General features: G+C 70.5%; 12 protein-coding genes. 5 read left to right on the top strand and 7 right to left on the bottom strand.

Annotated features, from left to right (window positions below):
• Positions 1 to 4 precede the first annotated feature (4 nt).
• Positions 5 to 895, bottom strand: coding sequence for an NAD(P)-dependent oxidoreductase (locus BU52_RS08875; protein WP_037930878.1), 891 nt, complete (start codon positions 893 to 895; stop codon positions 5 to 7).
• 50 nt (positions 896 to 945) lie between these two features.
• Here BU52_RS08875 and BU52_RS08870 point away from each other — a divergent pair, with 50 nt between their 5' ends.
• Positions 946 to 1,296, top strand: coding sequence for a winged helix-turn-helix transcriptional regulator (locus BU52_RS08870; RefSeq protein WP_037930875.1), 351 nt, complete (start codon positions 946 to 948; stop codon positions 1,294 to 1,296).
• Positions 1,297 to 1,453: 157 nt separating this feature from the next.
• Here BU52_RS08870 and BU52_RS08865 read toward each other — a convergent pair whose 3' ends face one another.
• The 3 genes from BU52_RS08865 to BU52_RS08855 form a co-directional block, all read right to left on the bottom strand.
• Entirely contained in the window at positions 1,454 to 2,059 is a 606-nt protein-coding gene (locus BU52_RS08865; protein WP_037930872.1) for a DinB family protein, read from the bottom strand.
• A gap of 233 nt (positions 2,060 to 2,292) precedes the next feature.
• Positions 2,293 to 2,889, bottom strand: a complete 597-nt coding sequence (locus BU52_RS08860; protein WP_037931082.1) for an MBL fold metallo-hydrolase — start codon at positions 2,887 to 2,889, stop codon at positions 2,293 to 2,295.
• Between the two features lie 299 nt (positions 2,890 to 3,188).
• A complete protein-coding gene (locus tag BU52_RS08855; RefSeq protein ID WP_200881168.1) occupies positions 3,189 to 5,216 on the bottom strand; it encodes a HelD family protein in 2,028 nt (675 codons plus the stop codon).
• 754 nt (positions 5,217 to 5,970) lie between these two features.
• On the opposite strand from BU52_RS08855, the gene BU52_RS08850 reads away from it, so the two are divergent.
• The 4 genes from BU52_RS08850 (at position 5,971) to BU52_RS08835 (ending at position 8,794) form a co-directional block, all read left to right on the top strand.
• Positions 5,971 to 6,873: an AbiTii domain-containing protein gene (locus tag BU52_RS08850; RefSeq protein WP_235216292.1), complete on the top strand. Its 903-nt coding sequence runs from the start codon at positions 5,971 to 5,973 to the stop codon at positions 6,871 to 6,873.
• Positions 6,874 to 7,033: 160 nt separating this feature from the next.
• Entirely contained in the window at positions 7,034 to 7,624 is a 591-nt protein-coding gene (locus BU52_RS08845) for a helix-turn-helix domain-containing protein (protein ID WP_037930862.1), read from the top strand.
• 81 nt (positions 7,625 to 7,705) lie between these two features.
• On the top strand, positions 7,706 to 8,314 hold the full coding sequence (locus BU52_RS08840; protein ID WP_037930860.1) for a hypothetical protein: 609 nt from the start codon (positions 7,706 to 7,708) through the stop codon (positions 8,312 to 8,314).
• 144 nt (positions 8,315 to 8,458) lie between these two features.
• Positions 8,459 to 8,794, top strand: a complete 336-nt coding sequence (locus BU52_RS08835; RefSeq protein ID WP_078903172.1) for a DUF2516 family protein — start codon at positions 8,459 to 8,461, stop codon at positions 8,792 to 8,794.
• A gap of 43 nt (positions 8,795 to 8,837) precedes the next feature.
• On the opposite strand, the gene BU52_RS08830 is transcribed toward BU52_RS08835, so the two are convergent.
• The 3 genes from BU52_RS08830 to BU52_RS08820 all read right to left on the bottom strand — a co-directional run bounded on the left by BU52_RS08830 (position 8,838) and on the right by BU52_RS08820 (position 12,637).
• The gene (locus BU52_RS08830; RefSeq protein WP_037930858.1) at positions 8,838 to 10,205 is read right to left on the bottom strand and encodes a PP2C family protein-serine/threonine phosphatase; all 1,368 of its coding nucleotides are present in this window, start codon (positions 10,203 to 10,205) and stop codon (positions 8,838 to 8,840) included.
• 336 nt (positions 10,206 to 10,541) lie between these two features.
• The gene (locus BU52_RS08825; protein WP_037930855.1) at positions 10,542 to 11,636 is read right to left on the bottom strand and encodes a C40 family peptidase; all 1,095 of its coding nucleotides are present in this window, start codon (positions 11,634 to 11,636) and stop codon (positions 10,542 to 10,544) included.
• Positions 11,637 to 11,815: 179 nt separating this feature from the next.
• Positions 11,816 to 12,637 carry a hypothetical protein gene (locus tag BU52_RS08820; RefSeq protein ID WP_037930852.1) on the bottom strand — a complete coding sequence of 274 codons (822 nt, stop codon included), beginning with the start codon at positions 12,635 to 12,637 and terminating at the stop codon, positions 11,816 to 11,818.
• Between the last annotated feature and the right edge of the window lie 199 nt (positions 12,638 to 12,836).

The following is a 12,836-nucleotide window of genomic DNA, read 5'->3' as shown; positions in this document are numbered from 1 at the left end:
CTCCTCAGCGGTGGCCGATCACCTCCGCCACCCGGGTGTAGCCGTCCGTGCCGTGCCCCAGGGCGACGACCCGGCGGGCCTGGCCCTCGATCACGCGCATGAGGCTCGCGTCGATGCCGTGGGCCTCGGAGGCGTGGACGACGTGGGCCATGGTCGACACGGCCGAGGTGATCGGGTTCAGCTCGCCCGAGTAGGTGCCGGCGTCGCTGTCCGCCGCGAACTCGGTGAACAGCGGCGGCAGGATGGCGGCGATGCCCTGCGCGAACGGGGCGAGATCCGCGCCGCTGACGCCCTCCGCCCTGGCCAGGGCGAGGGCGTGCACGTAGCCGGCCATCGACGTCCAGAAGATGTCCAGGAGCGCGATGTCGTACGCGGCGGCCCGGCCGGCGTCCTCGCCGAGGTGGGTGTGGGTGCCGCCGAGCGCCGCCAGCACCGGCCGGTGCTCCTCGTACAGGTCCGCCGGGCCACTGTGCAGGAACACGGCGTCGTCCGTGCCGATGGCCGGCGTCGGGGTCATGATGGCGCCGTCCAGGTAGCGGATGCCGTGCCGGCCGGCCCACTCGGCGGTGTCCCGGGCGCGTCCGGGGGTGTCGGCGCTCAGGTTCACCACCGTGCGGCCCTTGAGCGCGGCGGTGACGGCGTCCTGACGCAGTACGGCGTCCGAGGCGTCGTAGTTCACCACGCAGACGACGGTCAGCGGGGCGGCGGCGACCGCTTCCTCGGGCGAGGCCGCGGGGACCGCGCCCCGCGTGACGAGGTCGCCGTCCCGGCCCGGTGTGCGGTTCCAGACGGTGACGCGCAGACCCGCGTCCAGGAAGGCGGCGGCCAGCGCGCGTCCCATGGGCCCGAGACCGAGGACGGTCACGGAGGCGGACGGGGCGGTGTTCTCGGGCATGCGGACAACTCCATTAAGGTAAAGGGCAATTGCTGAGGAAAGGGGCGCAGATGGTGCACCGACGCCACGACCCGGACGTCTGCGGGGTGACCGCCGCGATCGCCGTGATCGAGGGCAAGTGGAAGACCACGCTGCTGTGGCTGCTGGAGTCCGGTCCGCACCGGCCGGCCGAACTGCGCCGACGGGTGCCCGGACTCAGCGAGAAGGTGCTGACCGGCGCGCTGCGCGAGATGGAGGCGGACGGCCTGGTGCACCGGGAGGTGCACGACGTGCTGCCGCCGAAGACGGTCTACTCGCTGACCGCTTTCGGCCGTGAACTCTCCGAGGCGCTCGCGCCGCTGTCCGACTGGGGACACCGCCGTCTGGAGAGGCTCGCCGAGGCCGTCCCCCCGGCCTCCTGACGCATGTGCGCACCCCCTCCGTCCTCCGCGCGTCCCCGGCCGGCTCACCTCAAGGTTCGCCCGTGCGGCGCGGGCTGCCAAGTACGCACAAAAAAGTGGGTGGCCGCCGTCGGACGGGCCCTGACCGGGCTGTAGGAGCCGACGGCGAGCGGCAGCGTCAGGCGCCGGAACGCCGTCCGGCCTCCCGGGCCGCGTGCTCCAGGCGGTCCCGGTGGGCCTCCCACCAGGCCGGGTCGGCGGACGGCAGGCCGGCACCTGTTCCGCTCAGTCCCGCGGAGCCGTCGACGAGTTCGCGGAGGATGTCGGCGTGACCGGCGTGGCGCTGGGTGTCGGCGATCACCCGGACCACGGCGTGGTGCAGGGTCACCTCGGCCCGGTCGTCCGGCCACCACGGCACCCTGCCGACCGTGTCCAGCGGCAGGGCGTCGAGTGTGGCGTCCGCGTGCGCCCACGCCCGGCGGTACAGGTCCACCACGAGGGCGCGTGACTCGTCCGCGGTGGCCCACATGTCCGCGTTGCTCTCCGCGGCGTCCGCGAGCCAGGGCAGGGGCTCGCCGGACGGGCGGCCGAAGGTGTCGCCGAGGTAGCCCAGTTCCACACCGGCCGCGTGTTTCACCAGGCCCAGGAGGTTGGTGCCGGTCGGCGTCATCGGACGGCGTGCGTCGTACTCGGAGAGGCCTTCGAGCTTCCACAGCAGGGCGTCGCGGGCTTGCTGGAGGTAGCGGTGGAGGTCGGACCTGGCGGCATCGGCTGGTGCGGTCATGCGGGCCAGTCTGCCGCCCGGGAAAGCGCCCCGGCGGGTTCAGCACGATGCGTTTGCGGCCCGTGGTCGTCCACGTGCAGCGGTGCCGTATCGCTGGTTCCACCCAACCCCATGGACTTCACTGTCCAGAATCAACGGGAATCCACCAGAAGTTCTGGGATGAAACCCCTCAAGTGAGTGATGCTGCGAGCCAGCTCAGTCAGAGGTTGAGCGCGTTGAGTTCGCAGGTCACTTCAGAACGATTCGCCGGGCATCAGATACCGGTAGCCGCTGTCAGTCTCCTCGGCGAGCCAGCCGTTGACACTGCTGAGGCCGCGATCGTTGATTTGGGCGTCGTGTATCGCGAACGTCCGCTGCGGTTTGACCGCCTTGACGAAGTCGATCGCCTCCGCCATCTTCATCCACGATCCCTGGACCGGAACCAGAAGCGTCTCGATCGACTGCTCGGGGACATGCAGCGCGTCCCCGGGGTGATAGACCGCCTCGTCGACGATGTAGCCGAGGTTCGCGCAGTCCGGCTGGCCGCCGTAGATGAACGCGTGACGCCCACCGACCGCTCGTACGCGGAAGCCGGCTGCCGTGAACTCCGCATCGGAGGCAACCCCAGTGACCTCCAGCCGTGGAATATCTGCTTCGGCCGGGGCGTAGACCGGCACGCCGAGCCCAGCCAGGCGGAGGACATCGACGTGATCGGCGTGTTCGTGCGTCACCAGCACGGCGTCCGCGCCGGTCAGGGCAGCAGGCTCGCTCCACGTCCCGGGATCGATGACCAGCACCCGGCCCTCGTGTTCAAGCCGTACACACGCGTGGGTGTATTTCGTGATCCGCATGGTGTCCAAACGTACGCCGACCGCATCACTCCGCGCTCGCTAGTTCGGTTCGCAGTCGTGCGGTCCAACAGGTAGTCCCCAAGCCGATCTCGTAGGTGACACCCGACGGGAAACCGCGGGGGCCGGCCAGCTGTCCCGTCTCGCTCAAAGTGAGGCATGACGAAGCTCTGACCTGCGGTGCCTCAGATTGAGCGAGACGCAGAGATGCTGCCGGTCTCGCTCAATCTGAGGCATTCAGCCGAAACCCACCTGCTGTCCCATCGTGCGCCTGCGGCGGCGACGACGCGGGCGCCGAGTCGTCAGGCGGGCTGGACGGTGATGGTGCAGAGGCGCTTGGTGGCCCGGGTCAGGGCTACGTACAAGTCCCTCTCCCCACCGGGGCGGTTCGTGATGATTTCCTCGGGGTTCATGACGACGACCCCGTCGAATTCCAGGCCGCGTGCTTCGGACGCCGGCACGATGCGTGCGTGGTGAGCGACGCCCCGGGCCGTCAGCTCGCTCACCCTGGTGTCCGCGCAGATCACTCCCAGAAGCTCGCCCGGGTGCGCGGTGCTCTGGGCGCGGAGTTCCTGGACGACGGCGGTGACCAACCCGTCCGCAGGTGTGGCCACGGTGCGAGGGCTCTCACCGCTTCGCAGTGACCGTGTGGGCTTCTGGTCCGGAGCGATCCGCGTGAGCAGGTCCCGGACGCTCTCCAGGATCTCCTGCGTGGTGCGGTAGCTGACGGACAGGTGGTGCAGTTTGAACCGCGGTCCGACGTGGGGGCTCAGTGCTTCCTTCCAGTCGCGTGCTGTCGCGACCGGGCCTGCCTGGGCGAAGTCACCCACCAGCGTCATCGCCCTTGCCGGGCAGCGGCGGACGATCATCCGCCACTGCATGGCGGTCAGTTCCTGCGCCTCGTCGACGACGACGTGCCCGTACGTCCGCTCGGGGGGGCCGTCGACCAGGCTCGCCGCCTCGTCCAGCAACGGCACATCGGCATCGGTCCACGGGGCGTCCGCACCGCGCAGCAGAAGGGACCGCTCCTGCGCGGTCCGGCGGGGCAGGCGCTCGGCGAGAGCGTCGGCGTTCGTCAGGAGCGCCTTCACGAGGGCACCGGGTACCAGCCGCGGCCACAACACCTCGACCGCTCGGTCGACGCCGGCGTCCTCGAGGAGATCGGCTCGGATGGCGTCCAGGTCCAGCTCGTGGACCGGCCCCGGGTCGGCCGCACCTTCGGCACGGCGCTGGGCGACTCCCGTGAACCGGTCGAGGTTCAGACCTGTCATCCTTTCGGCATCGGCGTCGATCTGCTCCAGGAGGTCGCCCATGTCTCGTTGCATCGCGTCGGTGACGGCGTCGACCAAGAGCTTCTTGAACACCTGGCGCGCGGGGTTGTGCCCCGGTGCGGCTGCCGCGGCGGCATCGCGCGCCGCGGCGACTTTCTCGCCGGACAGGTGAACGAGTTCCTGTCCGACCCGCACGGTGAAGTCACCGGCGGGGGCTTGGTGGACGCGCAGCAGGTCGGCCAGGGCGTCGGCGAGGTCGGACCTGCCCTTGAGACGCGCCGTATCGAACGGGTCCACCGTGTCCGTGGACACTCCGGCCAGTTCCCGGCAGGTCGCCAGAACGACGTCGTTCTCTCCGAGCGAGGGAAGGACCTGGGAGATGTAGTCGAGGAAGCGGGCGTTCGGGCCCACCACCAGGACACCCTCCTCCGCGGCGCGCGGGAACGCGTACAGGACATAGGCCGCCCGGTGCAGGGCGACCACCGTCTTGCCGGTGCCGGGCCCGCCCTGCACCACGGTCACCCCGCGGTGGGCGGAGCGGACGATCTCGTCCTGCTCGGCCTGCAGCGTGGCGACGGCCGCGTGCATCCGGCCCGTACGCCGTGCCGACAGAGCCTCGGTCAACGGGCCGTCCCCCACGACGTCCTCGTCGGTCGGGGCGGTCCCGTCCAGCAGTTCGTCGCTCACCGAGATGACCGTGCGCTCCTCGAGGCGCAGGTGCCGGCGCCGCCGCAGGTTCATCGGGTGAACCGGTGTCGCCTCGTAGAAGGGCCGCGCCGCGTTCGCGCGCCAGTCCACGAGCAGAGGCAGGTCATCCTCCTCCGTGTGCAGTCCGATCCGCCCGATGCGCAGGGCCGTGCCGTCCGTCCAGTCGATGCGCCCGAAGACCAGCCCCTTTTCGGCGCCCTCCAGCCGGCCGATTTCATTGGCCAGACGCTCGGCGGCGATTTCCCTCTCGTATGCCTCACCGGCGCTGTCCGCCGGGGCCTTCAGCACATTCGCTCGATCTGCTCGCGCCTCGGAAAGCCGCTCGGTGAGCAACTCGTATAAGGAGGACACATAATCTTGCTCCGATGCAACGGCACGTGCAGCGGGATCATTCATTTTCGACAACAGGGGGCTCCTTCGATTCGAGCCACACCATACGGTCGAAGTTCCCTGAAGATAAGTCTTGACTTACTTGGTAAGCCATGGCCTTGCAGCTTAATTCATGAAGGCACACCGTGTGGCGTGTCTTGCATTTCGCCGTTCCGTATGTCGCTGGTTGCGCTCCCGATGCCCGACTGCTTATGGGCGAACCCGTCTTTGGGTGCCCTCAACCCGAGGTGCAGGTAGTTCCCCGAGGGTGAAGTCCCTGTACGTGAGCTTGCCTTCGAGCATGTAGTTGCCGCAGAACTCACAGCGCCCCCGGCGCGGACCCAAGCTTTCAAACGTTCTGTGTCCGAGATGGCCATACGCCCTCTTCTCGCGCATCTTCCCATCGAAGATAGAAGTACCTACAGAGAAGCACGCGCCACTGACAGTCGTGGCCCGTCGGCGTGATCACTCTCCCCTCACCAGGACACTTCTTGGGCTGTCGCCTCCACACGGATCGCTACGGGCCTCGAACCTCAAGGCGTGGCGCTTGATCCCCCACACCACGTCGCGGGCTGCGCCCCGGGTAGGCACGATGCGGAAGCTGTCGTGGTCGCCGAAATAATCGGCACAGACATGTCGGACCCGCGTGGTACGACTGCAACTCAGCAGAGTTCGAGCAGACGGGCGGTCAGCAATGGGGCGACAGGACGAAGCGATCCGTGTTGCGGACGAGCTCTTGGCCGACATCGAGCTCAAGCGGTTGAAGGCGTCCGAGATCGTCCTGAAGGCGAGTAGAGTCGCCCGACTGGTCGGCCATACCGAATTGACGGAGTTCCTCGGGTTCGAGCGCAACGGGTACCCGACCGACGGTTCCTCGACGGCGTGGATCGGACGGGCGGGCCGCTGGGCCGATAAGGAGAAGGAAACCTTCTACACCCAGCCGATCGCGAAGGTCGAGGCCCAGGTCGAGTCCAGCCAGCAGGCCATCGACGCCATGCGCGGTGGGGGCAACTATTCAGGTGACGTGGCCCTGCTTGCGTCGCGCGACCATGACACGCGGATCCTCCAATCCTCAGTCAACCTCAGCACGTGGGCCGGGATCTGCGGGCAAGTCGTCGCGACCGTCTATGGCATGGTTACCGAGATCTATCACGAGCTCCTGTTCAGCGAGCTCCAGGCGAGTCTGTTCGCGAGCACTCAAAAGAAGGTCGATGGGTCGTTGGCGGCGGCGAGCGGGAGCGCGCTCGAAAAGATCGAGCGCATCTCTGACCGCCTCCGGGACGGCGACCCTGAGTCTGTCAGCCAGGCCCTCACCACCTGCCGCCGGTTGATCGACTCCTGTGCGGACTACGTGTTCCCGTCCCGGGACGAGCTGTACAAGATGGGGGACGAGGTCGACCTGAAGGTCGGACCGCAACAGGTGCTGAACCGACTCCAGGCCCACACCCACGTATGCGGGGCGTCCAAGAGTCGCAGGGACCGCCTACGCCGGACCCTGTCCGATCTCTATGCCCGGTGCTCCGCAGGCACTCACGCCGAGGTCACCATCGACGAGGCCCGCTTCATCTTCCTGCAGACCTACATCGCCCTCGGCGAGATTCTGACGCTGAGCGCGGCGCCAGAGAACGGCGACTCCTGAGTCCGGCTGCCCGCCACGTGGCATGCGCAGGACCACTGGTGACAAGAATCGCTGGAAGGTGACACCTATCGAGTGAAGTCACAGTTTCCCGGTCTGTGCCGTGGCGCACTCTTGCAAGCAGATGCTTGCAATAGTTAGCGGAGTGGGGCAGGGTGGAGGCATGGCATCGCTCAACGTCGGCAATCTCGGTGAGTACCTGCGCGAGCAGCGGCGCAACGCGCAGTTGTCGCTGCGGCAGCTCGCCGACGCCGCCGGGGTGTCCAATCCGTATCTCAGCCAGATCGAGCGCGGGCTGCGCAAGCCGAGCGCGGAGGTGCTGCAGCAGGTCGCCAAGGCGCTGCGGATCTCCGCCGAGACGCTCTACGTCCGGGCCGGCATCCTCGATGCGGAGCGGGACCGGGACGAGGTGGAGACCCGGGCCGCGCTGCTCGCCGATCCCACGCTGACCGAGCGTCAGAAGCAGGTGCTGCTCCAGATCTACGAGTCCTTCCGCAAGGAGAACGGGTTCGGAGGCACCGACGACGGTGAGGCGGCGGTGGATCCCGGGGTGGCGGCGGCCGAGGTCCGTGAGGTCGTCGACGCGCGCGACCGCGCGGTGAACGCGCCGGACGGCGGTGCCGTGATACGCCGGACCGGTAAGGCCGGCGGCGGCCCGTCCGACCGTGGTACGCCCGACAGCGGGACGTCCGCCGAGCACCGCCCCCGTGCGAGCGGCGGCAGTGACAACGGTCCGCGGCGGACGGCCGGCTGAGCCGGACCAGGGCACCGGCCGCCCGCCGCGGACCACAGGAAAAGACCCTCAGCCGAAACGAATTCCGGGAGGACCATCACCATGGCCATCACCGACGACCTGCGCAAGACCCTCAGCGACCCGACCCCGCTCTACTTCGCCGCCGGCACCGCCGACCTGGCGCTGCAGCAGGCCAGGAAGGTGCCGGCTCTGGTGGAGCAGCTGCGCGCCGAGGCCCCGGCCCGCATCGAGGCCGTCCGCAACACCGACCCCAAGGCCGTCCAGGAGCGGGCGACCGTCCGGGTCCGGGAGACGCAGGAGACCCTGCAGGCCAAGGTCGGCGAGCTCATCGGCTCGCTCGACACCGATCTGAAGAAGCTCGGCGAGAACGCCCAGGACCTCGCGCTGCGCGGCGTCGGCATCGCCGCCGAGTACGCGGTCAAGGCCCGGGAGACGTACGAGAAGGTCGCCGAGCGCGGCGAGCAGACCGTGCGGACCTGGCGCGGCGAGGCCGCCGAGGGCATCGAGGACATCGCCGTGGCCGTCGAGCCCGAGCCGGCGCCCAAGCCCGAGCCGGTCGAGGTCACGAACGGCAAGCCCGTCGAGGCCGCCACCACGAACGGGGACGCGACGGTGCAGAAGCCCGCCGCCGTCAAGAAGGCCCCGACGCGCAAGGCCCCGGCGAAGAAGACGACCCCGCCGGCCCAGTAGGCGCCGGGCGGAACGAAGGCACGGGCCGGGCACTCTCGTGGTGCCCGGCCCGTTCTCAGGGTGTCCGGACCGGGCATGCGGGTACGGTGACGGCGTGAAGACGGCGTAAGAGACGAGCCGAATCGGGTGGTGGACGTAGTGCTGATGCAGGGCTTCGCGGGATTCATGTGGCTGCTGAGCATGGCCCTGATCATTTTCAGCGGCTTCGCGCTGATCGACGCCGCCACCCGCCGTGAGGACGCCTACCGCGCGGCCGACAAGCAGACCAAGCCGTTCTGGCTGATCATCCTCGCCATCGCCTTCGTGGTGAACCTGATCTTCAACATCCTGTCGTTCCTGCCGATCATCGGGCTGATCGCGACCATCGTCTACATGGTCGACGTCCGCCCGGCCCTGCGCGGCCTGCCCGGCGGCGGCCGCGCCCGCAGGGGCGGCTCCAGCAGCGACGGCCCCTACGGCCCGTACAACGGCGGCCGCTGACCCACCGCGGTCCGGCCCCGCGCCGCACGGGGGCGGGGCCGGCTCACACCGCCCGGTCCAGCAGCAGGACCGCCACGTCGTCCGTCAGCTCGCCGCCGTTGAGGTCGCGCACCTCGTTCACGGCGGTCCGCAGCAGTTCCTCGCCGCGCAGCCCCTCGGAGAGCTGGCGGCGGATCATCTCGACCATGCCCTCCTGGCCGAGCCGTTCGCCGGTGTCGCCGATCCGGCCCTCGATCAGGCCGTCGGTGTAGAGCATCAGGCTCCACTCGGCACCCAGCTCCACCTGCATCCGCGGCCAGCGGGCGCCCGGCAGCAGTCCGAGCGCCGGGCCGTTGTTGTCGTACGGCAGCAGGCGGGCCGGCACACCCGGGCGGGCGAGCAGCGGTGACGGGTGGCCGGCCAGGCACAGGCCCGCCCGGCGGCCGTCGGGCGCGATGTCCACCGTGCACAGGGTCGCGAAGATCTCGTCGTCCGGGCGTTCGTGCTCCAGCACCTCCTGCAGGGTGCCGAGGAGCTGGTCCCCGCACAGTCCCGCCAGGGTGAGCGCGCGCCAGGCGATGCGCAGCTCCACGCCGAGGGCGGCCTCGTCCGGGCCGTGCCCGCAGACGTCGCCGATCATGGCGTGCACGGTGCCGTCCGGGGTGCGGACGACGTCGTAGAAGTCGCCGCCGAGCAGGGCGCGCGAGCGGCCGGGGCGGTAGCGGGCGGCGAAGCGCAGCGGGGAACCGTCGAGCAGCGGGGTCGGCAGCAGGCCGCGTTCCAGCCGGCGGTTCTCCTGGGCGCGCACCCGGCCCTCGGCGAGCCGCCGCTCGGCGGAGTCGGACCGCTTGCGCTCCACCGCGTAGCGGATCGCCCGGCTCAGCAGCCGGCCGTCGAGCTCGTCGCGGACGAGGTAGTCCTGGGCGCCCACCCGTACGGCCTCGGCGCCGCGCTCGGTGTCGTCGGCGCCGGTCAGGGCGAGGACGGCGTGCCGGGGCGCGAGTTCCAGGACGTGTTTGAGCACGGCGAGCTCGTCACCGTCGCCGGTGCGGCCGGGCGCGGGCAGGGCGAGGTCCAGCAGGATGCAGTGGACGTCGTCGGTCAGCAGCCGCTCGGCCTCGGTGAGATTGCGGGCGGTGCGGACGCGCATCGGCTTGCCCGACTGGTCGAGCAGGTCCGGCACGATCGGCGAACCGCCCGGATCGTCCTCGATCAGCAACAGGGTGAGGGTGGTGTGGGCGGCCGTCTCGGAGCGGTCCGGCGCGGTGCCGGTCCGGCCCTGGGTGCCGCTCTCGGACGGGTCCGCCGCGCGGGGGGCCGTCGTCCGGGCCTCCGGGGAGTCCGGGGCGGAGCCTGGGCTCTGTGCGGCGGCCGGCGCCTGACCACCTTCCGCGGCCGGGATCGCTCTCTGCCGCGGTATGGGTGCGGGCATTGTTCCGGGTTCCTTCCCTCCCCCCGAGGGCATGGCACGGGCGACGGATCTCGGCCCTGTCCCCGGCTCCCACCTCCGTGTGCGAGCAGGGGATGCCCCTTCGAACGGGGACCATAGCGGTTGACCGCGCCGCAGCGGAATGGTGTGAGCGGCGCGGCTCCGGCGTCGGCCTCTGTCATATGCCGCTTTTGCTATCGCAGTTGGACAGGCCGGAGACGCCGCGGGGATGACGAACGTCACGTCCGCACGGAGTTCGGCGACGGGAGCCAGGTGTGATGGGTCACGTGGCTCATGTCACGGGGGTGTTCGTGGACGGGAGCGGGGCCCGCCCGCCGGTCAGTCCGCGGCCGCGTCCGGCCGTACGACACCGAGGATCGGCATCGATCCGGCCCCCGCGAGCGTCACCGACCGTCCGGGACGCGGGGCGTGCACCATGACGCCGTCACCGACGTACATCCCGACATGGCTGGCGTCGCCGAAGTAGATGATGAGGTCGCCGGGCCGCATGTCCCTGACGTCCACGCGCTTCAGCTGCCTCCACTGCGCCTGCGAGGTGCGCGGGATGCCCTGTCCGGCCGAGAGCCAGGCCTGTGAGGTGAGTCCGGAGCAGTCGTACGTGTTTGGTCCCTCCGCGCCCCACTGGTACGGCTTTCCGATCTGTGCGGTGGCGTACGCGACGGCCTTCCTGCCCTGCTTCGTCGCCCGGCCCTCGATGTCGTCGAGGACGCCGGAGCTCAGCCAGCTCGCCTGTGCCCGATCGGCGGCCCGCCGTTCCAGCAGGGCCAGGCGCTCCTTCTCCACCTGCTCCAGCTCCGACTCGACCTTCTCGGCCGCCTCGATCTGCTTCTCGATCTTCTTCTGCGCCGTGGCCTTGGCCTTGCGGCCCGCCTCCAGCTTCTTCCACTGGGCGTCCGCGTCCCGCGCGTACTGCTCCAAGTCCTGCTGGGTGCGGCTCATCTCCCCCAGCAGTCCCTTGGCCGCGTGCTCGCCCTGCCGCACCCGGCCCGCGCCGTCGAGGAAGTCCTGCGGATCGTCGCTCAGCACGAGGTGGGCCTCGGGCGGGAGCCCTCCGCCGCGGTACTGGGCGGCGGCCGCGGCGCCCGCGCGCTCCTTCAACTCGTCCAGCTTCTCCCGGCCCTTGACGATCTTCTTCGCCAGCCGGACGATCTCGGCGGACTGCTGCCGGGCCTTCTCCTCGGCGGCGTTGTACTCCTCGGTGGCGACGGCCGCCGCACGGTAGAGCCGGTCCAGCTTCTTGCGTACGGCTTCGAGTTCCTCGTCCTGGTCGCCGACCACGGTGACGCTCGCGGTCGTGCCCGGGGGCGGCGGGGGAGTGGGGGCCGCGAACGCCGTACCGGGAACCGCCAGTACGGTGACCGCGCAGACCACGGCCACGGCCGCCGCCGGCAACCCGCGCTTGCCCGTCCCCATCACGCCACCCCCGCCTGTTTAACCGTCAGTAACATGCAGTCGCCGGGTGGATGCTGCCATGCCGGCGCGCGAAACGACAGGGGGAGCGCTCCGCGCCTCTCCCGGCCGGGCGTTCACCGGCACGACGATCGCCCCGCCGGTGTGACGAACGACTCACGGAGATCGTTCCCGCCGCCGGGTCAGCCCCGCGGCGCCAATGCCGCCCACCGCACCGTCACTTCCCCCTGCCGCCACCGCGCCGGTCCGTCCGTCACCGGCCAGCCGGCCGTGAGGTCCCGTACCGCCCGGATCCAGCGCTGCCGGGCGCCGTACGCGGCGTAGGGCGCGGCGGCGGCCCAGGCGCGGTCGAAGTCGCGCAGGAAGGCGTGCACCGGTTCGCCGGGGACGTTGCGGTGGATGAGCGCCTTCGGGAGCCGTTCCGCCAGGTCCGAGGGGCGGTGCAGCGAACCGAGCCGGGTCGCGAAGGTGACGGTGCGCGGCCCCTCGGGGCCGAGCGCGACCCACACGTGCCGGCGCCCGATCTCGTCGCAGGTGCCCTCGACGAGCAGCCCGCCGCGCGAGCCGGTCGCCGGGTCGGCCGGTGCGAGCCGCGCGCACAGCCTCCGCCACACGGCGGCGACCTCCGCCTCGTCGTACTGGCGCAGCACGTTCGCCGCGCGGATCAGTACCGGCCGTCCCAGGACCGGCACCTCGAAGCCACCGCGCAGGAAGACCAGCCCTTCGCGCTGGTACGGCCGCGCGGCCGCGACCCGGGCCGGTTCGATCTCGACGCCCGCCACGCGCGTGCGCGGCGCGACGGTGCGCAGCCGGTGCAGCAGCTCGACCGGTGTCCAGGGGGCCGCGCCGTAACCGAGGTCGACGGCGACGGGATCCTCCGCGCGGCGCAGTTCCGCGCCGTGCGCGGCCGCGATCCAGCGGTCCATGCGGCGCAGCCGGTTGGGGTGGGTGGTCCCGCGCGTCACCGTGCCGACGACGGCACGGGGAACGGCGCGGAGGGTCATGGGAACGAGGGTAAAGGGGGCCTGGCGCGTTCCTCACGCGGTGTTCCGATACCGGTACCGGTACCCGTATCGCCGCACGGGGAGACGCGTCGCTCGCTCGAACGGTTGAGCGAACGCGGGTAATGGTTCGGCAAAAACCCGCATCGGGGAGGTCGTCCGGAAATGGGAGCACCGCCTTCCGCTGTTGACGCCCCCCGAG

The sequence above is a fragment of the Streptomyces toyocaensis genome, from assembly GCF_000725125.1.
In the GTDB taxonomy this organism is placed as follows: Bacteria; Actinomycetota; Actinomycetes; order Streptomycetales; family Streptomycetaceae; genus Streptomyces; species Streptomyces toyocaensis.
This window is presented reverse-complemented; position numbering and strand designations above follow the sequence as displayed.

Bases quoted from the DNA above. Each gene is read 5' to 3' on its own strand.
- BU52_RS08820 (WP_037930852.1), bottom strand. From the start codon at position 12,637: ATGACCCTCCGCGCCGTTCCCCGTGCCGTCGTCGGCACGGTGACGCGC.
- BU52_RS08845 (WP_037930862.1), top strand. From the start codon at position 7,034: ATGGCATCGCTCAACGTCGGCAATCTCGGTGAGTACCTGCGCGAGCAG.
- BU52_RS08870 (WP_037930875.1), top strand. From the start codon at position 946: ATGGTGCACCGACGCCACGACCCGGACGTCTGCGGGGTGACCGCCGCG.
- BU52_RS08840 (WP_037930860.1), top strand. From the start codon at position 7,706: ATGGCCATCACCGACGACCTGCGCAAGACCCTCAGCGACCCGACCCCG.
- BU52_RS08830 (WP_037930858.1), bottom strand. From the start codon at position 10,205: ATGCCCGCACCCATACCGCGGCAGAGAGCGATCCCGGCCGCGGAAGGT.
- BU52_RS08860 (WP_037931082.1), bottom strand. From the start codon at position 2,889: ATGCGGATCACGAAATACACCCACGCGTGTGTACGGCTTGAACACGAG.
- BU52_RS08865 (WP_037930872.1), bottom strand. From the start codon at position 2,059: ATGACCGCACCAGCCGATGCCGCCAGGTCCGACCTCCACCGCTACCTC.
- BU52_RS08825 (WP_037930855.1), bottom strand. From the start codon at position 11,636: ATGGGGACGGGCAAGCGCGGGTTGCCGGCGGCGGCCGTGGCCGTGGTC.
- BU52_RS08875 (WP_037930878.1), bottom strand. From the start codon at position 895: ATGCCCGAGAACACCGCCCCGTCCGCCTCCGTGACCGTCCTCGGTCTC.
- BU52_RS08835 (WP_078903172.1), top strand. From the start codon at position 8,459: ATGCAGGGCTTCGCGGGATTCATGTGGCTGCTGAGCATGGCCCTGATC.